The sequence below is a fragment of the Streptomyces sp. NPDC048644 genome, from assembly GCF_043199105.1.
GTDB lineage: Bacteria > Actinomycetota > Actinomycetes > Streptomycetales > Streptomycetaceae > Streptomyces.
On the sequence record NZ_JBICVO010000032.1, the window covers coordinates 1 to 23,885 of the forward strand.

General features: G+C 71.6%; 22 protein-coding genes. 16 read left to right on the plus strand and 6 right to left on the minus strand.

What is annotated here, in order from left to right; translation table 11 throughout:
• Positions 1-197 precede the first annotated feature (197 nt).
• On the minus strand, positions 198-1,151 hold the full coding sequence (locus ACGFNI_RS35330; protein ID WP_393689765.1) for a biotin--[acetyl-CoA-carboxylase] ligase: 954 nt from the start codon (positions 1,149-1,151) through the stop codon (positions 198-200).
• A gap of 131 nt (positions 1,152-1,282) precedes the next feature.
• On the opposite strand from ACGFNI_RS35330, the gene ACGFNI_RS35335 reads away from it, so the two are divergent.
• From ACGFNI_RS35335 to ACGFNI_RS35360, 6 genes are all read left to right on the plus strand, one after another.
• Complete coding sequence (locus ACGFNI_RS35335; RefSeq protein ID WP_393689767.1) at positions 1,283-2,872, plus strand: acyl-CoA carboxylase subunit beta; 1,590 nt, start codon at positions 1,283-1,285, stop codon at positions 2,870-2,872.
• 11 nt (positions 2,873-2,883) lie between these two features.
• Complete coding sequence (locus tag ACGFNI_RS35340; protein ID WP_393689769.1) at positions 2,884-3,096, plus strand: acyl-CoA carboxylase epsilon subunit; 213 nt, start codon at positions 2,884-2,886, stop codon at positions 3,094-3,096.
• A 173-nt stretch (positions 3,097-3,269) separates the two neighbouring features.
• A complete protein-coding gene (mmpB, locus tag ACGFNI_RS35345) occupies positions 3,270-3,398 on the plus strand; it encodes a morphogenic membrane protein MmpB (protein WP_393689771.1) in 129 nt (42 codons plus the stop codon).
• A 183-nt stretch (positions 3,399-3,581) separates the two neighbouring features.
• Positions 3,582-5,066, plus strand: coding sequence for a peptidoglycan D,D-transpeptidase FtsI family protein (locus ACGFNI_RS35350; protein WP_393689773.1), 1,485 nt, complete (start codon positions 3,582-3,584; stop codon positions 5,064-5,066).
• 63 nt (positions 5,067-5,129) lie between these two features.
• Positions 5,130-5,741 (plus strand): nucleoside triphosphate pyrophosphatase, encoded by a 612-nt coding sequence (locus ACGFNI_RS35355; RefSeq protein WP_393689775.1) that lies wholly within the window; start codon positions 5,130-5,132, stop codon positions 5,739-5,741.
• Positions 5,742-5,817: 76 nt separating this feature from the next.
• Entirely contained in the window at positions 5,818-6,645 is an 828-nt protein-coding gene (locus ACGFNI_RS35360) for an MOSC domain-containing protein (RefSeq protein WP_393689777.1), read from the plus strand.
• Positions 6,646-6,669: 24 nt separating this feature from the next.
• On the opposite strand, the gene ACGFNI_RS35365 is transcribed toward ACGFNI_RS35360, so the two are convergent.
• On the minus strand, positions 6,670-7,101 hold the full coding sequence (locus ACGFNI_RS35365; RefSeq protein ID WP_393689779.1) for a hypothetical protein: 432 nt from the start codon (positions 7,099-7,101) through the stop codon (positions 6,670-6,672).
• A 482-nt stretch (positions 7,102-7,583) separates the two neighbouring features.
• Here ACGFNI_RS35365 and ACGFNI_RS35370 point away from each other — a divergent pair, with 482 nt between their 5' ends.
• On the plus strand, positions 7,584-9,353 hold the full coding sequence (locus ACGFNI_RS35370; RefSeq protein WP_393689781.1) for an acetyl/propionyl/methylcrotonyl-CoA carboxylase subunit alpha: 1,770 nt from the start codon (positions 7,584-7,586) through the stop codon (positions 9,351-9,353).
• Between the two features lie 63 nt (positions 9,354-9,416).
• On the opposite strand, the gene ACGFNI_RS35375 is transcribed toward ACGFNI_RS35370, so the two are convergent.
• Positions 9,417-10,601: an alpha/beta hydrolase gene (locus tag ACGFNI_RS35375; protein WP_393689783.1), complete on the minus strand. Its 1,185-nt coding sequence runs from the start codon at positions 10,599-10,601 to the stop codon at positions 9,417-9,419.
• A 313-nt stretch (positions 10,602-10,914) separates the two neighbouring features.
• Between ACGFNI_RS35375 and ACGFNI_RS35380 the strand changes: the two genes are divergently transcribed.
• Positions 10,915-11,538, plus strand: a complete 624-nt coding sequence (locus tag ACGFNI_RS35380; protein ID WP_393689785.1) for a TetR/AcrR family transcriptional regulator — start codon at positions 10,915-10,917, stop codon at positions 11,536-11,538.
• Between the two features lie 66 nt (positions 11,539-11,604).
• Here ACGFNI_RS35380 and ACGFNI_RS35385 read toward each other — a convergent pair whose 3' ends face one another.
• Together ACGFNI_RS35385 and ACGFNI_RS35390 are read right to left on the minus strand one after the other, a co-directional pair.
• Complete coding sequence (locus ACGFNI_RS35385; protein WP_393689800.1) at positions 11,605-12,549, minus strand: DeoR/GlpR family DNA-binding transcription regulator; 945 nt, start codon at positions 12,547-12,549, stop codon at positions 11,605-11,607.
• A 225-nt stretch (positions 12,550-12,774) separates the two neighbouring features.
• Positions 12,775-14,220 carry an NAD(P)H-quinone dehydrogenase gene (locus ACGFNI_RS35390; protein WP_393689787.1) on the minus strand — a complete coding sequence of 482 codons (1,446 nt, stop codon included), beginning with the start codon at positions 14,218-14,220 and terminating at the stop codon, positions 12,775-12,777.
• Between the two features lie 111 nt (positions 14,221-14,331).
• On the opposite strand from ACGFNI_RS35390, the gene ACGFNI_RS35395 reads away from it, so the two are divergent.
• The 3 genes from ACGFNI_RS35395 to ACGFNI_RS35405 all read left to right on the plus strand — a co-directional run bounded on the left by ACGFNI_RS35395 (position 14,332) and on the right by ACGFNI_RS35405 (position 17,835).
• Positions 14,332-14,769 (plus strand): gamma-glutamylcyclotransferase, encoded by a 438-nt coding sequence (locus ACGFNI_RS35395; protein ID WP_227048110.1) that lies wholly within the window; start codon positions 14,332-14,334, stop codon positions 14,767-14,769.
• 439 nt (positions 14,770-15,208) lie between these two features.
• Positions 15,209-16,030: a purine-nucleoside phosphorylase gene (locus ACGFNI_RS35400; protein ID WP_393689789.1), complete on the plus strand. Its 822-nt coding sequence runs from the start codon at positions 15,209-15,211 to the stop codon at positions 16,028-16,030.
• A gap of 122 nt (positions 16,031-16,152) precedes the next feature.
• Positions 16,153-17,835 carry a phospho-sugar mutase gene (locus ACGFNI_RS35405; protein ID WP_393689791.1) on the plus strand — a complete coding sequence of 561 codons (1,683 nt, stop codon included), beginning with the start codon at positions 16,153-16,155 and terminating at the stop codon, positions 17,833-17,835.
• 185 nt (positions 17,836-18,020) lie between these two features.
• Here ACGFNI_RS35405 and ACGFNI_RS35410 read toward each other — a convergent pair whose 3' ends face one another.
• The gene (locus tag ACGFNI_RS35410) at positions 18,021-18,641 is read right to left on the minus strand and encodes a PH domain-containing protein (protein ID WP_393689793.1); all 621 of its coding nucleotides are present in this window, start codon (positions 18,639-18,641) and stop codon (positions 18,021-18,023) included.
• Positions 18,642-18,843: 202 nt separating this feature from the next.
• Between ACGFNI_RS35410 and deoC the strand changes: the two genes are divergently transcribed.
• The 5 genes from deoC (at position 18,844) to ACGFNI_RS35435 (ending at position 23,774) form a co-directional block, all read left to right on the plus strand.
• Entirely contained in the window at positions 18,844-19,839 is a 996-nt protein-coding gene (gene deoC, locus ACGFNI_RS35415; protein ID WP_393689802.1) for a deoxyribose-phosphate aldolase, read from the plus strand.
• A gap of 25 nt (positions 19,840-19,864) precedes the next feature.
• Entirely contained in the window at positions 19,865-21,295 is a 1,431-nt protein-coding gene (locus tag ACGFNI_RS35420; protein WP_393689804.1) for an aldehyde dehydrogenase family protein, read from the plus strand.
• Entirely contained in the window at positions 21,288-22,148 is an 861-nt protein-coding gene (locus tag ACGFNI_RS35425; protein ID WP_393689795.1) for an aldehyde dehydrogenase family protein, read from the plus strand. The genes ACGFNI_RS35420 and ACGFNI_RS35425 overlap by 8 nt, the downstream gene beginning before the upstream one ends.
• Positions 22,149-22,284: 136 nt before the next feature.
• Positions 22,285-22,605, plus strand: a complete 321-nt coding sequence (locus ACGFNI_RS35430) for a hypothetical protein (RefSeq protein ID WP_393689797.1) — start codon at positions 22,285-22,287, stop codon at positions 22,603-22,605.
• Entirely contained in the window at positions 22,602-23,774 is a 1,173-nt protein-coding gene (locus ACGFNI_RS35435; protein WP_393689798.1) for a WXG100 family type VII secretion target, read from the plus strand. Before ACGFNI_RS35430 ends, ACGFNI_RS35435 begins: the two co-directional genes overlap by 4 nt.
• Positions 23,775-23,885: the final 111 nt, after the last annotated feature.

Sequence of the window (23,885 nt, forward strand, 5' to 3'; positions counted from 1 at the left end):
CACCTGTCGCTGCGGGGAGCGACCCGGTGCGGCCCCTCCGACCCACCCGGGCCTCGTACGCGGCTGACCGCCGGTGGGCCTGGCCCTGTCCCCTGCGCCTCGCCCTTCGGGCCTCGTCGGTGGCTGCGGGGCGGGGGTCTGGCCTGTGGCTCGCCCTTCGGGCATCGAGGGGCCTCGGGAGGGGAGCTGCCTGGGGGCTACGTCCTGCGGTTTTCCGTGTCCGTTCCTGTGGGGCGTAGGTGGATGATGTCGCCGGCTGCCACCGGCTGCTGGATGCCTTCAGGGGTGGCGAGGATCAGGCGGCCGTCTCCGTCGATGGCCACCGCTTCGCCGGTGAGCGCGGTGTCGCCGGGGAGTTCGGCGCGGACCTCGCGGCCCAGGGTGGCGCAGCCTGCCGCGTACGTCTCCTGGAGACGGCAGGCGACCGGGTCGCCGTCGGCCGCCTGCCAGGTGCCGTACCAGTCCTCCAGGGAGCGCAGGACGGCCCGCAGGATGGGGTCGCGGTCGGTTCCCCTGGCGCCTGCCAGGGCCAGGGATCCTGCGGTGGGGACGGGCAGTTCGTCGGCGCGCAGCGAGACGTTGAGGCCGATGCCGATGACGACGCCTTCGCCGGCCCGTTCGGCGAGGATGCCGCCGGCCTTGCGTTCCGCGCCTTCCACGGTCAGGAGCAGGTCGTTGGGCCACTTGAGTGCGGTGTCCACGCCGGCCGTACGGGAGAGCGCGGCGGCGGTGGCGACGCCGGCGAGCAGCGGCAGCCAGCCCCAGCGGGCCGGTGGGACGCGCGGGGTGAGGTAGAGGGAGAAGAAGAGGCCGGAGCGGGGCGGCGCCGACCAGCGGCGGTCCAGGCGTCCGCGGGCTGCGGACTGTTCCTCGGCGACGAGTACGGCGCCTTCCGGGGCGCCTTCGGCGGCCCGTGCGGCGAGGTCGCTGTTGGTGGAGCCGGTGGCGGTGACCACGTCGAGCGAGGTCCACAGGGATCCGGGGCGCAGCAGGGCCCTGCGGAGCGCCTGGGCGTTCAGCGGGGGGCGTTCCAGGTCGGTCCACCGGCCGGCCGCGGGACCTTCCGAGCCCCGGCCCGGAGTTCCGGGGCCGTCCGCGGGCTGCGCGGGGTGGTGGTCTTTGTCCGGGTTTTCCGGTGGTTGAGGGGTCATGACACCAGCCTAGGTGTGGTCAACGACGCAGTGCCGCAGAGCAGTCCCGCCGATACGCTACGAACCGGTAGCCCACCCCGTACCACCCTCAGTACGAGCACCAGTCCAGGACGAGCAGGAGCCGCATCCCGATGTCCGAGCCGGAAGCACACATCCACACCACCGCGGGCAAACTGGCAGATCTGCAGCGGCGGATCGAAGAAGCCACCCATGCCGGTTCGGCACGCGCCGTGGAAAAGCAGCACGCGAAGGGCAAGTTGACCGCGCGTGAGCGCATCGACCTGCTGCTCGACGAGGGCTCGTTTGTCGAGCTCGACGAGTTCGCGCGTCATCGGTCGACGAATTTCGGCATCGAGAAGAACCGGCCGTACGGCGACGGTGTCGTGACCGGATACGGCACCGTCGACGGCCGGCCGATCTGCGTCTATTCCCAGGACTTCACCATCTTCGGCGGGTCGCTGGGCGAGGTCTACGGCGAGAAGATCGTCAAGGTGATGGACTTCGCGCTGAAGAACGGCTGTCCGGTCGTCGGCATCAACGACGGCGGCGGGGCGCGGATCCAGGAGGGTGTCGCCGCCCTCGGGCTGTTCGCGGAGATCTTCCGGCGCAATGTGCACGCGTCGGGTGTGGTGCCGCAGATCTCGCTGATCGTCGGGCCGTGCGCGGGCGGTGCGGTGTACTCGCCCGCGATCACCGACTTCACGGTGATGGTCGACCAGACCTCGCACATGTTCATCACCGGGCCCGACGTCATCAAGACCGTCACCGGTGAGGACGTGGGCTTCGAGGAGCTGGGCGGCGCCCGGACGCACAACACCACTTCGGGTGTGGCGCACCACATGGCGGGCGATGAGAAGGACGCCATCGAGTACGTCAAGGCGCTGCTGTCCTACCTGCCGTCCAACAACCTCTCCGAGCCGCCGGCCTTCCCCGAGGAGGCCGACCTGGAGACCTCGGACTTCGACCGCGAGCTGGACACGCTGATCCCGGACTCGGCGAACCAGCCCTACGACATGCACACCGCGATCGAGCACGTCCTGGACGACAACGAATTCCTGGAGACGCAGGCCCTGTTCGCGCCGAACATCCTGACCGGCTTCGGCCGGGTCGAGGGGCATTCGGTGGGTGTCGTCGCCAACCAGCCGATGCAGTACGCCGGCTGCCTGGACATCAAGGCGAGCGAGAAGGCCGCGCGGTTCGTGCGCACCTGCGACGCGTACAACATCCCGGTGCTGACGTTCGTGGACGTGCCCGGCTTCCTGCCCGGCACGGACCAGGAGTACGACGGGATCATCCGCCGCGGCGCCAAGCTGATCTTCGCGTACGCGGAGGCGACGGTGCCGCTGATCACGGTGATCACCCGGAAGGCGTTCGGCGGCGCGTACGACGTCATGGGATCCAAGCACCTGGGCGCCGACCTCAACCTCGCCTGGCCGACCGCCCAGATCGCCGTCATGGGCGCGCAGGGCGCGGTCAACATCCTGCACCGCCGCACGCTCGCCGCGATCGAGGAGCCGACGGCCCTGGAGGACCGGCGCCAGGAGCTGATCCAGGAGTACGAGGACACCCTGCTGAACCCGTACGTCGCTGCCGAGCGCGGCTACGTCGACGCGGTGATCATGCCGTCGGAGACCCGCAGGCACATCGTCCGCGGGCTGCGCACGCTGCGGAACAAGCGTGAGGCGCTGCCGCCGAAGAAGCACGGCAACATTCCGCTCTAGGAGGTCGGTCGATGTTCAAGGTCGTACGGGGCAACCCCACACCCGAGGAACTGGCCGCCGCGCTCGCGGTGGTGCAGGCCACGGCGGCTGCCACCGCCGCCGGACTGGCACCCGACGAGGACGGCACCGGCACCGAGTGGTCCGATCCGGCGTCCACGATTCCGTCCCGCCGGCTGCCGCATCCGGGCCCGCGGTCCTGGCGCACCAGCTACTGGCCGCGCTGAGGCACCCGGGACGGCCCGCACCGGCCCCGCGCTCACGGAGTGTGACGCGTATCGCAGCCGGGGAGTTTCCGCCGGTCAGATGGGTGCATAGTGCACCGGATGGTTCCGCGCGCGACGGCGCCTGAGTACGCGTACTCAGGCGCCGTCGCCGCGACAGGCGCAGGATCGACGACATGCTGTGGTCAGATCCGCCCGACGAGCCTCCCGAGGAGCTGCGCGACGCGCAGGCACAGCTCCGTCGGCTGGGCATCGTGGTGGCCGCCGCGGCAGTGGTACTGATGTTCCTCGTCGTAGGTCGGTGACGCTCCGGGGTCGCCCCGCCCTCCCGTCCTGAACCGCCGCACGGCGGTGGGCGGTACACCTCACATTCCCCGCGGCCCTGCAACCGCACCACCCGCAATCGCCTCTTTCTCTCTTGAGCAGACAATTCCGGCGGGCGGCACTGGGGGGCGCGCCGCCTACGGGCGCAACGGAGTGGGAGATCGATGAACCGGCCGCTGAGGCACATAGCCGTCTTCTGCGGGGTGCTCGTCCTCGCCCTGCTCGCCCGCGCGACCTGGGTCCAGTTCGTGCAGGCCGATTCCCTGGCGAAGGACGACAACAACCGGCGGGTCAAGATCGAGGCGTTCTCCTACCCGCGCGGCAACATCATCGTCGGCGGCAAGCCGATCACCGGATCCGTGGAGACCCGGGGCGACTTCAAGTACAAGGTGACCTTCAAGGACGGTCCGATGTACGCGCCGATCACCGGCTACGCCTCGCAGGCCCAGAGCTCCACCTTCCTGGAGGGCGTCTACCAGGACGTGCTCAACGGCAAGGACGACCGGTTCTTCCTGCACCGCGCCCAGGACATGCTGACCGGCAAGAAGCCGCGCGGCGGCGACGTCATCACGACGATCAACGAGAAGGCGCAGAAGGCCGCCTACAAGGGGCTGACCAACCTGCACGCCCGCGGCGCCGTGGTCGCCATCGACCCGCGCAGCGGCAAGATCCTCGCGATGGCCAGCACCCCGTCGTACGACCCGTCCGACTTCTCCGGCATCTCGCTGGCCGAGGGCAAGAAGTTCGTGGCGCTCGACCACGACAAGGACAAGCCGATGAGCAACCGCGCGCTGCGCGAGATCTACCCGCCCGGCTCGACCTTCAAGATCCTCACCGCAGCCGCCGCCCTGGAGCACGGCGCGGTCACCGATATCAACGCCCCCTCCGGTGCCCCCGCCCCGTACACCCTCCCCCAGACGCACACCTCGGTCGGCAACGACGTCCCCAACTCCCTCTGCGACAAGGTCTCCATGAAGACCGGCATGCAGTGGTCGTGCAACAACGTCTTCCTGGACGCCGCCCACAAGCTGGGCACCGACAAGATGCGCGAGACGGCGGAGAAGTTCGGCTTCAACAAGGAGTTCTTCACGCCCGTGCGGTCCGCGGCCAGCGGCTACCCCCAGAAGCTCGACCAGCCGCAGACCGCGCTCACCGGCATGGGCCAGGGCAGCCTGACCAGCACCCCGCTCCAGATGGCGGTGATCACCGCGGGCCTCGCCAACAACGGCAAGGTCATGAAGCCGTTCATGGTCGACGAGCTGCGCGGCCCCGACCTGTCCACCATCGAGAAGTTCGACCCGGTGCCGCTGCACCCGAAGGACCCGCAGGCCGTCTCCGTGGAGACCGCGAAGAAGGTGCAGGAGATGATGGAGAACACCGTCTCGGCAGGCACCGCGAAGAAGGCGCAGATCGACGGGGTGACCGTCGGCGGCAAGACCGGCACCGCCCAGCACGGCGCCGATGTCGGCGACGAGCGCCCGTACGCCTGGTTCGTCTCCTACGCCAAGCAGAGCGACGGCTCGTCCCCGGTGGCCGTCGCGGTCTTCGTCGACCCCAAGGACATGAACATCCCGCGCTCGGAGATCGCCGGTGGCAAGCTGGGCGGCCCGATCGCCAAGTCCGTCATGGAAGCGGTGCTGAAGAAGTAGCCGGGGCGGCGGGCGGGCCTAGGGCGTGCCCGCCCCTCCGTCCGGCTCCGTACGATGGCGGGCATGACCGAAGCACCGCAGTCCCGCCGTCTCGTCCTCGCCTCCCAGTCCCCCGCCCGCCTGGCCCTGCTGCGGCAGGCAGGTCTGGCGCCCGAGGTGATCGTCAGCGGCGTCGACGAGGACGCGCTCACCGCCGCCACCCCTGGTGATCTCGCACGGGTCCTGGCGGAGGCGAAGGCGGCGGCCGTCGCCGCCCGCCCGGAGGCGGACGGCGCGCTGGTCGTCGGCTGCGACTCGGTACTCGAACTGGACGGCCGGGCGCTCGGCAAGCCGGCCGACGCCGAGGACGCCACCGCCCGCTGGAAGTCCATGCGCGGCCGTTCCGGCATCCTGCGCACCGGGCACTGCGTCATCGACACCGCGGACGGCCACCAGGTCTCCGCCACCGCCTCGACCACAGTCCGCTTCGGCGAGCCCAGCGACGCCGAGATCGCCGCGTACGTCGAGAGCGGCGAACCCCTCTTCGTCGCCGGGGCGTTCACCCTCGACGGCCGCTCCGCCCCCTTCATCGACGGCATCGACGGCGACCCCGGCAACGTCATCGGCCTGTCCCTGCCGCTGCTCCGCCGCCTGCTGGCCGACCTGGGATGCGCGATCACCGACCTGTGGACCTGAGCCGCACCCGGGGCGCCCGACCACCCGAACTCCCCATCCGCACACCGAGATCGACATGGCGGCATATGCTGCCGCCATGGCCAGAGTCGTCGATCTGATCACCTACCCCGTCAAGGGATGCGCCGGAGTCCCGTCGGCGGGCGCCGACCTCACACCGGCCGGCCTCGCCCACGACCGCAGCTTCCTCGTCGTCCAGGACGACGGCGTCTTCCGGAGCCAGCGCACGGACCCGGTCCTGGCGACCGTCCACCCCGAGGTGAGCCCTGACGGCCGCCAACTCACCCTGCGCGCACCGGACATCGAGCCGCTGCACATCGGCGTGGACCGCACCGGCGCGCCCACCGGCGTCGAAATGTTCGGCACGCCCTACCGCGCGATCGACCAGGGCGGCGCCGCGGCCGACTGGCTGTCCGAGGTCATCGGCTCCCGCAGCCGGCTGGTCCGCGTACCGCCCGACCACGACCGGGTCACCGACGGCCTGCACCCCGGCACGTCCGGCTTCGCCGACAGCAGCGCCGTCCACCTCATCTCCCGCGCCACCCTCGACGCGCTCAACGCCCGCATCACCGCCGCGGGCGGCACACCGGTGCCGATGGACCGGTTCCGCCCGAACATCGTCGTGGACGGCTGGGACGAGCCGCACACCGAGGACCTCGCCCACCGGATCACCATCGGCGACACGGAACTGGGGTTCACCAAGCACGCCGTCCGCTGCGCCGTCACCCTCATCGACCAGCGCACCGGCACCCGAGCCGGCCCCGACCCGCTGCGCACCCTCGCGACCTACCGGCGCGTCCCCAAGGGCGGCGTCATCCTGGGCTCCAAGTACTCGGTCCTGCGCCCGGGTCGCCTGACCCTGGGCACCGCCTGCACGGTGACCGCCGCCGTCGCACCCGCCACCTGACACCCACCGCCGGGCCCGGCCGGCTCACGGTTCGACGGTGCCGGCCGCCGGCCGCCCCTCCCCGTACGCCACCAGCGCCAGCACGACCAGTCCCAGCACCACCATCATCGCGAGGAAGGCCACCCAGCCGACCAGCCCCACGGCGAACGCCGCCACCACCGCGTGCACCACGGCGCAGCTGATCAGCACGATGCGCCCGAACCCGCCAGGCGCCCGGTCGCGCACCCCGGTACGCACCAGCACCCCGGCGCAGAAGAGCAGATACAGGCCGAAGACCACGCCGCCCGCCCAGGCGCCGGCCGTCATCGCGCCGGGGTCGAGCCCCGCCAGGGACATCCGCTGCCGGTCGACCACGATGCTCAGAATCCAGTTCAGCAGCACGATCCCGAACGCCTCCAGGATCAGCACCACCGCCGCCACCAGGACCACCGGTCTGCGCGCCGCCACCCCGCCCACCCACTTCCGCCGTCGCCGAGCACACTGTTGCCGAGAACACACCGCTGCCGAACACGCCGTCGCCGGTCACGGAGACCCGACGAGACCCGTTACCGCGAGTACAGAAGACATCGCGCACGCTACTAATCGGTAATAGCCGCGGCAAGGGTTCTGCGCCAACCCGCCCGCCGCCCCGCCCGTCACCCGCCCGGCCGCCGCGCCACGCGCAAAGTTTCATTCGCCCATTCGTAGGGACTCCACAAAGAATTGACGGTGCGCTGAACACGAACCGGCAGAGACCTAGACCACATCCAGGCGCGAAGCTGAGACCCTGAAACCGGGCCTACCCTGGGATATCGGGGGGCTTTACGTCCCCACTGGCACCCGTACCACTCTCCGTGTGGGCAAGGTCACCCCCGGGAACGGGTCGGCACACGGTGTCGCCAGTCCCTAAACTCGCTGCGTTCATTGTGTTGCGGCGTAGCGCCAAGGAAGGACCCAACGTGCGCAAGGTGCTCATCGCCAACCGTGGCGAAATCGCTGTCCGCGTTGCCCGTGCATGCCAGGACGCCGGGATCGGGAGCGTAGCGGTTTACGCGGACCCCGACCGGGACGCTCTGCACGTCCGCGCGGCTGACGAGGCTTACGCCTTGGGCGGTGACACACCTGCCACCAGCTACCTGGACATCGCCAAGGTCCTTGCCGCCGCGGCCGATTCCGGCGCGGACGCCATTCACCCCGGATACGGCTTCCTTTCGGAGAACGCCGAGTTCGCGCAGGCCGTCCTGGACGCGGGCCTGACCTGGATCGGCCCGCCGCCGCAGGCCATCCGCGACCTGGGCGACAAGGTCGCGGCCCGGCACATCGCCCAGCGGGCCGGTGCGCCCCTGGTCGCCGGCACCCCCGACCCGGTCTCCGGCTCGGACGAGGTCGTCGCCTTCGCGAAGGAGCACGGCCTGCCCATCGCGATCAAGGCCGCCTTCGGCGGCGGCGGCCGTGGCCTGAAGGTCGCCCGCACCCTCGAAGAGGTCCCCGAGCTGTACGACTCGGCGGTCCGCGAGGCCGTGGCCGCCTTCGGCCGCGGCGAGTGCTTCGTCGAGCGGTACCTCGACCGCCCCCGGCACGTCGAGACGCAGTGCCTGGCCGACAAGCACGGCAACGTCGTCGTGGTCTCCACCCGCGACTGCTCGCTGCAGCGCCGCCACCAGAAGCTGGTGGAGGAGGCTCCCGCGCCGTTCCTGTCGGACGCGCAGAACGCCGAGCTGTACCGGGCGTCCAAGGCCATCCTCAAGGAGGCCGGCTACGAGGGCGCGGGCACCTGCGAGTTCCTCGTCGGGCAGGACGGCACCATCTCCTTCCTTGAGGTCAACACCCGCCTCCAGGTGGAGCACCCGGTCACCGAAGAGGTCAGCGGCATCGACCTGGTCCGGGAGATGTTCCGGATCGCCGACGGTGAGGAACTCGGCTACGACGACCCCGCCGTGCGCGGCCACTCCTTCGAGTTCCGCATCAACGGCGAGGACCCCGGCCGCGGCTTCCTGCCCGCACCCGGCACCGTCACCCGCTTCGACGGCCCCGCGGGCCCTGGCGTGCGCCTGGACGCGGGTGTGGAGTCCGGCAGCGTCATCGGCCCCGCCTGGGACTCCCTGCTGGCCAAGCTGATCGTCACCGGCGCCACCCGGCAGCAGGCGCTCCAGCGTGCGGCCCGCGCGCTGGGCGAGTTCACCGTCGCGGGCATGGCCACCGCCATCCCCTTCCACCGCACGGTGGTCAAGGACCCGGCGTTCGCCCCCGAACTCACCGGCTCCGACGAGCCGTTCACGGTGCACACGCGGTGGATCGAGACGGAGTTCGTCAACGACATCCCGGCGTTCACCGCGACCGGCGCCGACGAGACCGAGGCCGACACCCGCGAGACCGTCGTCGTCGAGGTCGGCGGCAAGCGCCTGGAGGTCTCGCTGCCGTCCTCGCTCGGGATGCCGCTGGCCCGCGCGGCCGTCGCGGGCGGCGCCAAGCCCAAGCGCAAGGCCGCCAAGAAGTCCGGCTCCGCGGCGTCCGGTGACGCGCTGGCGTCCCCGATGCAGGGCACCATCGTCAAGATCGCGGTTGAGGAGGGCCAGACCGTCGCCGAGGGTGACCTCGTCGTCGTCCTCGAAGCGATGAAGATGGAACAGCCACTCAACGCCCACCGCGCCGGCACCATCAAGGGCCTGACCGCCGAGGTCGGCGCCGCCCTCACCTCCGGCGCCGTCATCTGCGAGATCAAGGACTGACATCGCGCAGCCCATCGCGAGGGCCCCGGCACACCGTGCCGGGGCCCTCGCGCGTACGGGCGCCTACGACTCCCCCACCACGTCCTCGGGGAACGTCAGCCGGCCGCTCAGCCACCGCAGCGCGGCCGGCAGTTCGCGCCGCCAGGTGGCGAAGTTGTGGCTGCCGTGGGGAAGGACGACGGAGTCGGCCTGCATCGGCGGGCGGACCGCGGACAGGAACTCCTTCGCCGCCGGGTAGTTCTTCTCACCGGAGCGGCTGGTGCCGATCAGGACGGACACCTGCGGCACGGGCAGATGCCGCAGCCGCCAGACCAGATCGTGCTCCTGGCGCCTGCGCACCCGGTCCTTGCCGCCGCCGAACAGGTCGCCCGTCGTGGGGTCGTTGGCGACCTTGTAGTCGGGCGACAGGGCGGCGGCCGACGGGTACGTACGGGGGTGGCGCAGGGCGAGCTGGAGGGCGCAGCTGCCGCCCGACGAGTAGCCGAGCACGCCCCAGGCGTCCGGGTCGTGGCCGACGCGGTAGTGCGCCTTCAGGGCGTCCGGCACGTCATCGGCGAAGAACGTCTCGGCCTGCGGCCCGCCCGGCACGTCCACGCACTGGGTGTCACGCGGCGGCGCGACGGTGGGCCGCAGCATCACGATGACGGTCGGCTGTATCCGTCCGGCGCGGATCAGCCCGCCCGCGGTCTGCGGCAGCCGCAGGTGCTGGCCCAGCAGGTAGACGCCGCCTGGGTAGCCGCTGAGCGCCACGACGACGGGGAACCGCTGGCGGGCGTAGGCGGCCTGGAAGTACTGCGGCGGCAGGTAGACGTACGCCGGGTTCACGACCCGGGTCCGCTTGCCGACGATCCGTACGGACTCGACCCTGCCGTTCGACGCGGGCGGCCCCTTCGGCAGTCCGTGCACCTTGTCCAGGCCCTCCGGGCCCGCCGTCTGCACCAGGCCCTTCGACGGGTCGCCGGCCGGCGCCGCCCCGGCGCTCCCGCCCCACTTGCCGACCGCGGCGGGGGCGTCGTCGTAGAGGCCGAGCAGTTCGTGCCAGGAGCCGTAGAACTGGAAGTTGGCGTTGACGGCGAGGCCGAGTGCGGCGACGAGGGCGAGCTGGGTGGCGGCGATGGACACCAGCCGGCCCAGCAGCGCCAGTGGCCTGCGCCCGGCGAACCGCGGCCACAGCCAGAAGCTCAGCCCGACACAGACCACGGCCGCCGCGACGGCGGCGTACAACAGCGATCGGCTGGTCAGCCCCATGACGTCTTCCTCAGATGTCCCGTGTCCGTGGCCGCCCTGGTGCGGACGTGCCACGGCCTGTGCCTGCGGCCCCCGGGCCCGGCAACCTGCGCGGCTTCGGCCCGGAAGACCTCTTTGCGCCAGGTTTGATGGCTCTTGGCACGGCGGCGTTGCGGCCCGCCGAGGTGTTCGGCCACCCGCCGCCGGAGCGTCACCGCCGGTTCGGTCCCGGTACGCCGCCCGTCCACCCACCGTCGGCGGGGCGGCCATTCCCCGGGGCAGTGGCATCCTGGAGCCACCGGGCCGGGACCGGCCGGGGTGAGGAAGGACGGCGATGGCGACCGAGACGGCAGGGCGGCGGACCGCGGGACAGGGCACGGCGGGGGCGGTGCGCCCGATGCGGGCCGATGCGCGGCGCAACTACGAGCGGCTGCTGGCCGAGGCGCGTACCGCCTTCATCGAGCACGGCACGGACACCTCGCTCGAGGACATCGCCCGCCGCGCCGGTGTCGGCATCGGCACCCTGTACCGGCACTTCCCGCACCGTACGTCGCTGATGGGCGCGGTGTTCCAGAGCGAGGTGGACGCGCTGCTCGCGCACGCCAGGGAGCTGGCCGACGCACCGCAGCCGTGTCATGCGCTGGTCGAATGGCTGCGCGCGATCATCGACCACGCCAGCACCTACCGTGGCCTGTCCCGCGCGCTGATGGCCGCTTCGGCTGACGACAGTTCGGGGATGGCGCGGTGCAGCGTGCCGATGCGCGAGGCGGGCGGCGCGCTGCTGGCCCGCGCGCAGCAGGCCGGAGCGGTGCGCCCGGATGTGAACATCGCGGATCTGATGCAGCTGACCAACGGCATCGCGCTGGCCGTCGAGGAGTCGCCGGACGACCCGAAGCTGGCCGACCGGCTGCTGACTCTCACACTGAGCGGCCTCAAGGCCGACCGTCAGGAGCCGTAGCGGGACGCTGCCGGGGCGCCGGGACGCAACCGCCCCGGCCCGGCACTCCCCGGCTCCCGCGGCGACTCAGCGGCGCCGTGGAGCCAGGTCCGCCACCCGTCCCTGCGCCTCGCCCAGGGACGCGGCCGAGCGCAGTGGCGACGCCGGACCGCCGCCCTGCGGGTGGTTGCGCCGCTGTCCCGGCAGCGGCACCTCTCTCCGGGGGTTCCTGCGCTCCGCCGCGATGCCGTCGGGGCCCGGGTGCACCACGCCCGTTCCGGCGCCCGTGCCGCCGGCGACGGCGATCTGTACGCCCTGGTCGGCGAGGGCCTGCAACTCCGTTGCCGCGCGGTCGTCGTGGGCCGGCGGCTCGTCCGTGACCAGGCGGGTGATCACTTCCGTCGGCACGGTCTGGAACATCGTGTCGGCGCCGATCTTGGTGTGGTCGGCCAGCACCACCACCTCCCCCGCCGCCTGGACGAGCGCCCGGTCGACGCTCGCGGAGAGCATGTTGGACGTGGACAGGCCGCGCTCGGCGGTCAGCCCGCTGCCCGAGAGGAAGGCGCGGGACACCCGCAGCCCCTGGAGCGACTGTTCGGCACCGCTGCCGACCAGGGCGTAGTTGGATCCGCGCAGGGTGCCGCCGGTCATCACGACCTCGACGCGGTTGGCATGGGCCAACGCCTGTGCGACGAGCAGGGAGTTGGTGACCACCGTCAGCCCCGGCACCCGCGCGAGCCGCCTGGCCAGCTCCTGGGTGGTGGTCCCGGCGCCGACGACGATGGCCTCGCCTTCTTGGACGAAACCCGCGGCGAGGTCGGCGATGGCCGTCTTCTCCGCGGTCGATAGATGGGATTTCTGCGGCAGCCCGGACTCCCGGGTGAACCCACCCGGCAGGACCGCACCACCGTGCCGGCGGTCGAGGAGTCCTTCTGCCTCCAGCGCACGTACGTCCCGGCGTACGGTCACTTCTGAGGTCTGGACGACACGGGCGAGCTCCCGGAGCGACACCGCTCCGTTCGCACGCACCATTTCAAGGATCAATTGGCGACGTTCTGCAGCGAACACGAAACTGACAGTAATGCCAACGACCGTCTGTTTTCAGCAGGTTGCACCAATTAACGGAAATTGTTCACGCCACGGACGTCAAAGTGGTATGAGGCGAGCTTATGCGGAACTGACACCCGCCTCCGCGCACTTGAGGCCGTACGCCGGCGCGGGCCGCCGCCCGAAGCAGCCGCCCGCGCACCACCGTCCCTACTCGTTCGCCGACTTACGGGTGTGCAGCTGACGGGCGACCTCGGCGATCGAGCCGGACAGCGAGGGGTACACGGTGAACGCGCTCGCGATCTGCTCGACCGTCAGATTGTTGTCGACCGCGATCGAGATCGGGTGGATCAGCTCGCTGGCCCGCGGCGAGACCACCACGCCGCCGACGACGATGCCGGTGCCAGGACGGCAGAACAGCTTCACGAAACCGTCCCTGATGCCCTGCATCTTGGCGCGCGGATTGCGCAGCAGCGGCAGCTTCACGACCCGGGCGTCGATCTTGCCGTTGTCGACATCGGCCTGGGAGTAGCCGACGGTGGCGATCTCGGGGTCGGTGAAGACGTTCGCCGAGACCGTCTTGAGGTTCAGCGGAGTGACCGCGTCGCCCAGGAAGTGGTACATGCCGATCCGGCCCTGCATCGCGGCGACGGATGCCAGCGCGAAGACACCGGTGCAGTCGCCCGCCGCGTACACGCCGGGAGCGGTGGTGCGGGAGACCTTGTCGGTCCAGATGTGGCCGGACTCCTTGAGCTGGACGCCGGCCTCTTCCAGGCCGATGCCCGCGGTGTTGGGGATGGAGCCGACGGCCACCAGGCAGTGCGATCCCGAGATCGTCCGGCCGTCCGCCAGCGTCACCTCGACGCGGTCGCTGACCCGCTTGACCGCGGCGGCGCGCGAGCGGGCCATGACGTTCATCCCGCGGCGCCGGAAGACGTCCTCCAGGACGGCGGCGGCGTCCGGGTCCTCGCCCGGCAGCACCCGGTCACGCGAGGAGACCAGGGTGACCCGCGAGCCGAGCGCCTGGTAAGCACCGGCGAACTCGGCGCCGGTGACACCGGATCCGACCACGATCAGCTCTTCGGGCAGCTCGTCCAGGTCGTAGACCTGCGTCCAGTTCAGGATCCGCTCGCCGTCCGGCAGCGCGTCCGGGATCTCGCGGGGGTGCGCGCCGGTGGCGATCAGCACCGCGTCCGCGGTCAGCGTCTCCTCGGAACCGTCGGCCGCGGTCACCGTGACCCGCCGCGAACCGTCCGTCGACTGACCGGGCTCCAGCCGGCCACGCCCCCGCATGACCCGCCCGCCGGCCCGCGTCACCGAAGCGGTGATGTCGTGCGACTGCGCCAGCGCCAGCCGCTTGACCCGTCGGTTCACCTTGCCCAGATCGACGCCGACGACCCGCGCGGGCCGCTCCGGATCCGGCGTGCCGTCCTCGACGATGATGCCGAGTTCCTCGTACGACGAATCGAAGGTCGTCATCACCTCGGCCGTCGCGATCAGAGTCTTCGACGGGACGCAGTCGGTCAGCACCGACGCCCCGCCCAGACCGTCGCAGTCGACGACGGTCACCTCCGCGCCGAGAGAGGCGCCCACCAGGGCCGCCTCGTATCCGCCGGGTCCGCCACCGATGATCACGATCCGAGTCACATACTCCATTGTCCCGCACGCCGCCGCGCGCTTCCCGGCGGGGGGCCGGGCACGGCACATACCCCGGTACGAAACTCCGCCACCAGGAGCCGGGCCCCACGCTCCCGTACCCTCGGAGCCATGTCGCTCTACGCCGCGTACGCCGGCAACCTCGACGCGCGGCTGATGTCCCGCCGCGCACCGCACTCGCCGCTGCGCGGCACCGGCTGGCTCAACGGCTGGCGGCTCACCTTCGGCGGCGAACAGATGGGCTGGGAAGGCGCGCTGGCGACCATCGTCGAGGCCCCCCGCTCCCAGCTCTTCGTGGCGCTCTACGACATCGCGCCGATGGACGAGGACTCCATGGACCGCTGGGAAGGCGTGGGCCTGGACATCTACCGCCGCATGCGGGTCCGCGTACACACCCTCGACGGCGACGAGGCCGCCTGGATCTACGTACTCAACGGCTACGAAGGCGGCCTCCCCTCAGCCCGCTACCTGGGCGAAATCGCCGACGCCGCCGAATCCGCAGGCGCCCCCCACGACTACGTGATGGAACTCCGCAAACGCCCCTGCTAGCCCCCCGATGCCCGAAGGGCGAGGCACAGGGGACAGGCTCACCGCCCCCGCAGCCGCGTACGAGGCCCGAAGGGCGAGGCGAGGACAGGGAGCGCCCACCGACGGTCAGCCGCGTACGAGACCGGGTGGGTCGGAGGGGCCGCACCGGGTCGCTCCCCGCAGCGACAGGCGCCAACACCGGCAGCCTCTTCACACGTTCCCAAGGGCACATGCGTCGAGGAGACGACCCGGTGCGGCCCCTCCGGCCCCCCCCCCCCCCCCCCCCCCAGGCCCCCCCCCCCCCCCCCCCCCCCCCCCCCCCCCCCCCCCCCCCACCCCACCCCCACACACCAAGCACCCCACCGCCCCACCCCCGACACCGGCCCCACAAACGCGCCATTCCCACCCCACACCCAGCACCATCTACGCGCGTAGGAGATTTCCCGCTACCCTCGTCCGCGTGAACGCATCTGTTACTTCGGACATCGCCCGCGACCCGCAGGGCGCCGCCGCCGACGCCGCCGCCCGCCTGCGCGACCTCACCGGCGCGGAGACCCACGACGTCGCCCTCGTCATGGGCTCCGGCTGGGCCCCCGCCGCCGAGGCCCTGGGCGCGCCCGAGCACGAGTTCCCGGTCACCGAGCTGCCCGGCTTCCCGCCCCCGGCCGTCGAAGGCCACGGCGGCAAGATCCGCTCGTACCGCATCGGCGAGAAGCGCGCGCTGGTCTTCCTCGGCCGTACCCACTTCTACGAGGGCCGCGGCGTCGCCGCCGTCGCGCACGGCGTACGGACCGCCGTCGCCGCCGGCTGCAAGACCGTGGTGCTCACCAACGGGTGCGGCGGCCTGCGCGAAGGCATGCGCCCCGGCCAGCCGGTGCTCATCAGTGACCACATCAACTTCACCGCCACCTCCCCGATCGCCGGCGCGAACTTCGTCGACCTGACGGACCTGTACTCGCCGCGACTGCGCGCGCTGTGCAAGGAGGTCGACGCGAGCCTGGAGGAGGGCGTCTACGTCCAGCTCCCCGGCCCGCACTACGAGACCCCCGCCGAGATCAAGATGATCCGCACCCTGGGCGGCGACCTGGTCGGCATGTCCACGGTGCTCGAAGCCATCGCCGCGCGCGAGGCCGGCGCCGAGGTGCTGGGCCTGTCCCTGGTCACGAACCTCGCCGCGGGCATGACCGGCGAGCCGCTCAACCACGAAGAGGTGCTCCAGGCCGGCCGCGACTCCGCGACCCGGATGGGCAGCCTGCTCGCCCAGGTGCTCGGCAAGCTCTGAGCCACGGGCCGCACGGCGGGCGGGCCGGGGGTGCTCGCCCGCCCCGCCCCCGGGGCGGACGGCAGGACTTCACGGACGCCCCCAGCGCTCCCCCACCCGCACCCACCCATCAGGAGCATCACGTGGCCACCGACCCCACGGAGCTGACCCGCCGCGCCCAGGCATGGCTGGCCGAGGACCCCGACCCGGAGACCCGGGACGAGCTGTCCCGGCTGATCGACGCCGGGGACCACACCGAGCTTGCCGCCCGCTTCGCCGGCACCTTGCAGTTCGGCACCGCCGGCCTGCGCGGTGAGCTGGGCGCAGGACCGATGCGGATGAACCGCGCGGTGGTCATCCGTGCGGCGGCCGGACTCGCCGCGTACCTCAAGGCCAAGGGCGACGGCGCGGGCCTCGTCGTCGTCGGCTACGACGCGCGCCACAAGAGCGCCGACTTCGCGCGCGACACGGCCGCCGTGATGGTCGGTGCGGGGCTGCGCGCCGCGGTGCTGCCCCGCCCGCTGCCCACGCCCGTCCTGGCGTTCGCGATCAGGCACCTGGGCGCGGTGGCCGGCGTCGAGGTCACCGCCAGCCACAACCCGCCGCGCGACAACGGCTACAAGGTCTACCTGGGCGACGGCTCGCAGATCGTGCCGCCCGCCGACGGCGAGATCGCCGCGGAGATCGCGGCCGTGCGCTCGCTGGACGACGTGCCGCGCCCCGAGGCCGGCTGGGAGACGCTCGGTGAGGACGTCCTGGCGGCCTACCTGGCGCGTACCGACGCGGTGCTGACCCCCGGCTCGCCGCGGGACACCCGGGTCGTCTACACGCCGATGCACGGCGTCGGCCGGGACACCCTGCTGGCCGCCTTCGCCCGTGCCGGCTTCCCGGCCCCGCGGGTCGTCGCCGAACAGGCCGATCCCGACCCGGAGTTCCCGACGGTGGCCTTCCCGAACCCGGAGGAGCCGGGCGCGATGGACCTCGCGTTCGCCACCGCCCGCGCGGCCGGCCCCGGGATGGCCGACATCGTCGTCGCCAACGACCCCGACGCGGACCGCTGCGCCGTCGCCGTACCGGCACCGGGCACCGACGACGGCTGGCGGATGCTGCGCGGCGACGAGGTCGGCGCCCTGCTCGCCGCACACCTCGTCAGCAAGCGGGCCGCCGGTACCTTCGCCACCACCATCGTGTCGTCGTCGCTGCTGTCCCGGATCGCGGCGGCCTCCTCGCTCCCCTACGAGGAAACCCTGACCGGGTTCAAGTGGCTGGCCCGGGTGGACGGCCTGCGCTACGCGTTCGAGGAGGCGCTGGGCTACTGCGTCGACCCGGAGGGCGTACGGGACAAGGACGGCATCACCGCCGCGCTGCTGATCACCGAACTGGCCGCCGAACTGAAGCAGTCGGGGCGCACCCTGACCGATCTGCTGGACGACCTCGCGGTGGAGTTCGGCCTGCACGCGACCGACCAGCTGTCGGTGCGGGTCGACGACCTGTCGCTGATCGCCGACGCCATGCGCAGGCTGCGCGAGACGCCGCCCACGACGCTTGCGGGCCTGGCCGTGCGCAGCGCAGAGGACCTGTCGCAGGGCACCGACGCGCTGCCGCCGACCGACGGGCTGCGGTACCACCTGTCGGGCTCGGCGGATTCCGGCGTGGCGGCGGGCCGGGTGGTGGTCCGTCCCAGCGGGACCGAGCCGAAGATCAAGTGCTATCTGGAGATCGTGGTCCAGGTCGCTTCGGCGGCGGCGCTCCCGGAGGCCAGGGCGAAGGCGGCGGCGGCGCTGGCGGCCGTCAAGTCCGACCTGTCGGCGGCGGCCGGTATCTGAGACGAGCGGGGCCCCGTCGCCGGACGGGGCCCGCTTCGGACGGCGGATCCCGCAGGGCAATCCCCGTAGGGAATCCGCCCGGCGACCCCGCAGGGAATCCGCCCGGCGACCCCGCAGGGAAGCCCGGCGGAACGATGCGCAGCGGGCGCCTCGCCTTGAAGGCGCCGTGCCGACGCCCCGCCGCCCTACACCGCCAGCATCACGATCAGCCCCACCACACCCACCACGCACGGCCCGATGAAGCCGTAGGCCCACCGCACCACCGGCTCGCCCTTGGCGCTCTCGCGGTGAGCGGCGCGTTCCTTGATCTCGCGGAGTTCGTCCATCGTCTGGTCGGCCATCGCGCGCGGCACAGGACCGGCGTCGGCGCGCGGCCCGAAGCGGCGGGGTGCGGTGCCGCGGGCGGCCTGCTTGCTGACCTTCTTGCGCTGCCGCAGCGAGACCGGCACCGCCCACAGCTGGTACTTGCCGTCGGCGGTGAACACTTCGCTGGTGAACGACGCCCGCAGGTCCTCCACCGCGCCCCAGGGCAGCGTGATCGTCCGGAACGGGTTGCGCACCAGCAGCCGGTCCTCGCCCGCCTTCACCAGGGGCCGCAGCGTGTAGGCGGCCACCAGCGGCACGCCGACGAGCAGGGCGAAGGCCGCCGTCAGCTTGGTGTGCGCGACGCCGCGCAGCAGCGCGTCGCCGCCGAGCCAGAGCCCGAGCAGGAGCAAGAGCACGCCGCCGACGAGGGCCGCCGGTGAGCGGTAGGTGCGCTCGGCGTATTTCTGCTGCGGCGTGGTGGAGGGTTCCGGGCTCGTCATGCTGCCGATTCTGCCTGACCGTCCGGATGCCGGACATTGCGTTACGGCATCATTCGGGCACCGCGGCACCGCCCGGCGACCCCGTACGGGACGACGTCGACACACCCGTACGGGACGGCGGCCGTCCCCCGCAGGGTCCTGATTCGGCCCACCGCGGGGGATGACAGGGCGCTACGCGCGTAGATATGCTCCCCTCGTGACCATGCCCATCACTGTTCCCGCATACGGCAAGGAAGCCGCGGGGCGTCTGGCGTCGATGGCGGACGTGACCGCCGACGACGGTGCGCTGCGCCGCTTCCTCCACGGCCTCCCCGGTGTCGACGCGGTCGGCCTCGAAGCCCGCGCCGCGACCCTCGGTACCCGCTCGGTCAAGACCACGGCGAAGGCGTACGCCATCGACCTCGCCGTCTCGATGATCGACCTGACGACGCTCGAAGGAGCCGATACCCCCGGCAAGGTGCGGGCGCTGTGCGCCAAGGGCATCAACCCGGACCCCACCGACCGGACCGTCCCGAAGGTCGCGGCGATCTGCGTCTACCCCGACATGGTCGCGACGGCCAAGGAAGCGCTGGGCGACAGCGGTATCCACGTCGCGTCGGTCGCCACCGCGTTCCCCGCGGGCCGGGTCGCGCTGCCGGTGAAGCTCGCCGACACCCGTGACGCGGTCGCGGCGGGCGCCGACGAGATCGACATGGTCATCGACCGCGGCGCCTTCCTCGCCGGCCGCTACCTGGCGGTCTTCGAGGAGATCAAGGCCGTCAAGGAGGCGTGTGCACGCCCCGACGGCAGCGCCGCGCACCTCAAGGTCATCTTCGAGACCGGCGAGCTGCAGACGTACGACAACGTCCGCCGGGTCTCCTGGCTCGCGATGCTCGCGGGCGCCGACTTCATCAAGACATCGACCGGCAAGGTGGCCGTCAACGCCACGCCCCCGGTCACCCTCCTGATGCTGGAGGCGGTCCGCGACTTCCACGCGGCCACCGGCGTCCAGGTCGGCGTGAAGCCGGCCGGCGGCATCCGTACGACCAAGGACGCGATCAAGTACCTGGTCATGGTCAACGAAACGCTGGGCACGCCCTGGCTGACCGCCGACTGGTTCCGCTTCGGCGCCTCCAGCCTGCTCAACGACCTGCTGATGCAGCGCCAGAAGCTCAGCACCGGCCGGTACTCCGGCCCCGACTACGTCACGGTGGACTGAGGCACCCATGACCTTCGACGGATCCATGACCTTCGATTACGCACCCGCCCCCGAGTCCCGCTCGGTCGTCGACATCGCGCCGTCCTACGGCCTGTTCATCGACGGCGAGTTCGCGCCGGGCGCCGACGGCAAGGTCTTCAAGACCACCTCCCCTTCCTCCGAGGAAGTCCTCTCCGAGGTCGCCCAGGCCAACACCGCCGACGTCGACCGCGCCGTGCAGGCCGCCCGCAAGGCGTTCGAGAAGTGGTCGGCGCTGCCGGGTGCCGAGCGCGCCAAGTACCTGTTCCGGATCGCCCGGATCATCCAGGAGCGCTCGCGCGAGCTGGCCGTCCTGGAGTCGCTGGACAACGGCAAGCCGATCCGCGAATCGCGCGACGCCGACCTCCCGCAGGTCGCCGCGCACTTCTTCTACTACGCGGGCTGGGCCGACAAGCTCAGCCACGCGGGCTTCGGCACCGACCCCCGGCCGCTGGGTGTCGCGGCCCAGGTCATCCCATGGAACTTCCCGCTCCTCATGCTCGCGTGGAAGGTCGCGCCCGCGCTGGCCACGGGCAACACCGTCGTCCTCAAGCCCGCCGAGACCACCCCGCTCTCCGCGCTGTTCTTCGCGGACATCTGCCGCCAGGCGGGCCTGCCCAAGGGCGTCGTCAACATCCTTACCGGCGACGGCTCCACGGGCGCCGCGCTGGTGGCCCACCCCGGTGTCGACAAGGTCGCCTTCACCGGTTCCACCGAGGTCGGCAAGGCCATCGCACGTACCGTCGCGGGCACCGACAAGAAGGTGACGCTCGAACTGGGCGGCAAGGCGGCGAACATCGTCTTCGACGACGCCCCCGTCGACCAGGCCGTCGAGGGCATCGTCAACGGCATCTTCTTCAACCAGGGGCACGTCTGCTGCGCGGGCTCCCGGCTGCTGGTCCAGGAGTCGGTCGCCGACGAGGTGCTCGACGCGCTCAAGCGCCGGATGCGGACGCTGCGGGTCGGCGACCCGCTGGACAAGAACACCGACATCGGCGCCATCAACTCCGCCGAGCAGCTGGCCAGGATCACGGCGCTGGTCGAGGCGGGCGAGGCCGAGGGCGCCGAGCGCTGGGCCCCGGACTGCGAACTCCCGGGCTCCGGCTACTGGTTCGCGCCGACCCTGTTCACCGGCGTCACCCAGGCGCACCGCATCGCCCGCGAAGAGATCTTCGGCCCGGTCCTGTCCGTGCTGACCTTCCGCACGCCGGAAGAGGCGGTCGCCAAGGCCAACAACACCCCGTACGGACTCTCCGCCGGCATCTGGACGGAGAAGGGCTCCCGGATGCTGTGGATGGCGAGCAAGCTGCGGGCCGGCGTCATCTGGTCCAACACGTTCAACAAGTTCGACCCGACGTCGCCGTTCGGCGGCTACAAGGAGTCGGGCCACGGCCGCGAGGGCGGCCGGCACGGTCTGGAGGCGTACCTGAATGTCTGACCGACTCTCCGTCTTCAAGACCTACAAGCTGTACGTCGGGGGCAAGTTCCCCCGGTCCGAGAGCGGGCGGGTGTACGAGGTGACCGACTCCAAGGGCAACTGGCTCGCCAACGCGCCGCTGTCCTCCCGCAAGGACGCGCGGGACGCCGTCGTCGCGGCCCGCAAGGCGTTCGGCGGCTGGTCGGGCGCCACGGCGTACAACCGCGGCCAGATCCTCTACCGCGTCGCCGAGATGCTGGAGGGCCGCCGCGAGCAGTTCGCGGCGGAGGTGGCGGGCGCCGAGGGGCTGTCGAAGTCCAAGGCGGCGGCCCAGGTGGAGGCCGCGATCGACCGCTGGGTCTGGTACGCGGGCTGGTCCGACAAGGCCGCCCAGATCGCCGGCTCGGCGAACCCGGTCGCCGGTCCTTACTTCAACCTCTCCTCCCCCGAACCGACCGGCGTGGTCGCGGTCCTGGCCCCCCAGGACTCGTCCTTCCTCGGCCTGGTCTCGGTCATCGCCCCGGCCATCGTCACCGGCAACACCGTGGTCGTCACGGCGTCGGAGAACTCCCCGCTCCCCGCCCTCTCGCTGGGCGAGGTGCTGGCCACGTCCGACCTGCCCGGCGGCGTCGTCAACGTCCTCTCCGGCCGCACGGCCGAGATCGCGGCCCCGCTCGCCGCGCACCAGGACGTCAACGCCATCGATCTGGCGGGCGCGGACGCCGGTCTCGCGAAGGATCTGGAGACCGCCGCGGCCGACAACCTCAAGCGCGTGCTGCGGCCGGCCCCGGTGGACTGGACCGCCGATCCCGGCACCGGCCGCCTGCTCTCCTTCCTGGAGACGAAGACGGTCTGGCACCCCATGGGTGTTTGAGCCCGTTCTGCCGCCGTCCGGCGGCGGCGGACGGACTGTGCGGGGCCTCACCTTTGCGGTGGGGCCCCGTACGGGTTTGCGAGTTCTTGACTACCATCGGTCAAGACCGTGAGTCATACCGGATCGGGGGAGATCTGTGGCGGAGCAATTCACCGCTGCGCAGGACGCCTTGCACACGTTCGCCAAGTCTTCGGACGAGCGGGCGGAGAAGCTGCGCGCGATACGCAGCAGCCTCGGCTCGCACAAGGTGGACCGCGAGGCGTTCGGCAAGCTGCCGGAAGCGGACGAGATCAGCAAGGACTACGAGGAGCGCCAGGAGGACGTCCTGGAGACGCTCGGCTCGCTGGCCACCCTCCAGGAGAAGATCGGCGAGGCCGTCACCGCCACGGCGCAGTCCTACCAGGACACCGACGACGAGACCGTCACCACGATGTCCGGCGGGGGTGGCGGCCGGTGAGCGGGCCCGCATCGACGGCAGTTGGCGCCTACAACAAGGTCAACGACTGGATGAGCGGGATGGACGACATCGTGGACAGCATCATGCGTCCACTCGTCGAACCCCTCGCCGACCAGCTGGAGTTCGTCACCGGAGACCCGGAGAGCCTCGCGGAAGCGGCGAAGCTGTGGCGGGACAAGGCGGCCGAGTTCCGGGAGATCGTGGCGGACCAGCGGCGCGACCGTGCCGACCTCGCCCACGAGTGGACAGGCGAGGCCGCCGAGGCGTTCCAGAGCCACCTCGCCGAGCTGGAATCCGCCATGGAGGCGGAAGCCAAGGACATGGACGCGACGGCCGACGTCCTGGACGGGGCGGCGGAACAGGCGCGCGTGGCGCAGGAGATGGTCGAGGCCGTCATCCGCGAGCTGATCGAGTGGGCGCTGATCACGCTGGCCGCGGCGGTGGCGCTGAGCGTGGTGACCGCGGGGGTTTCCTTGGCGGCCGAGGCGGCGGCTGCCGCTGCCGAGACCGGCATCGCATCGACCCGGATCGCCAGCCTGGTGGCCCGGCTCGCCGAGGAGCTCAAGAGCCTCGCCAACATCCTCAAGATGCTCAAGCAGGCGAAGAAGCTGTCCAAGGTCAAGCGGTACAACCCGATGACCTGGAAGCACATCAAGGAGGCCGGGGAGGCGGAGAAGTTCGCCATCTCCCAGGGCGCCAGGATGGCGCACAAGGCGATCAAGCACGGCGCCAAGGACGTGATGGGCGGCCTCGGATTCACCGGCAACCCGGTGGGTGCCGCGGCGCAGCCCCTCATCGACCACGGCATCGACAAGGCCGCCGAGAAGATCGACGAGACGCTGGCCGGCACCCGGTCCTCGTCCGGCGGCGAGGAAGGCGCCCCTCCCGGCGGGGAAGGAGCGGCCCCTCCCCGCAGCACCCACCTGCCCCCGCCCTCGACCTTCGACCCGCAGCCGTCCGCCCAGGACCCGCTCAGCCGCTACCGCGAACCGGCGGTCCAGGAAGACCCATCGGCGTCACCGCTGCCCGGCGAGCCCGTCGCGTCCGACCCGGTCGCCCAGGATCCGCTGAGCCGCTACCGCGAGCCGGCCGTCGAGCAGGACCCCCGGCTGGTGACCCGCCCGGCCGCCGCGCAGCAGCCACGGGATCCCGACAACCCCTTCGGCTGACGGCCGGAGCGCACCCGAGAGACATCTCACGTCCCTAAGAAGTCAAGCCGCGACCGCGAGATCGGCTGAGGAGGAGGTGAAGGCGTGTTGCTCGTCGAAGGGCTGCCGAGT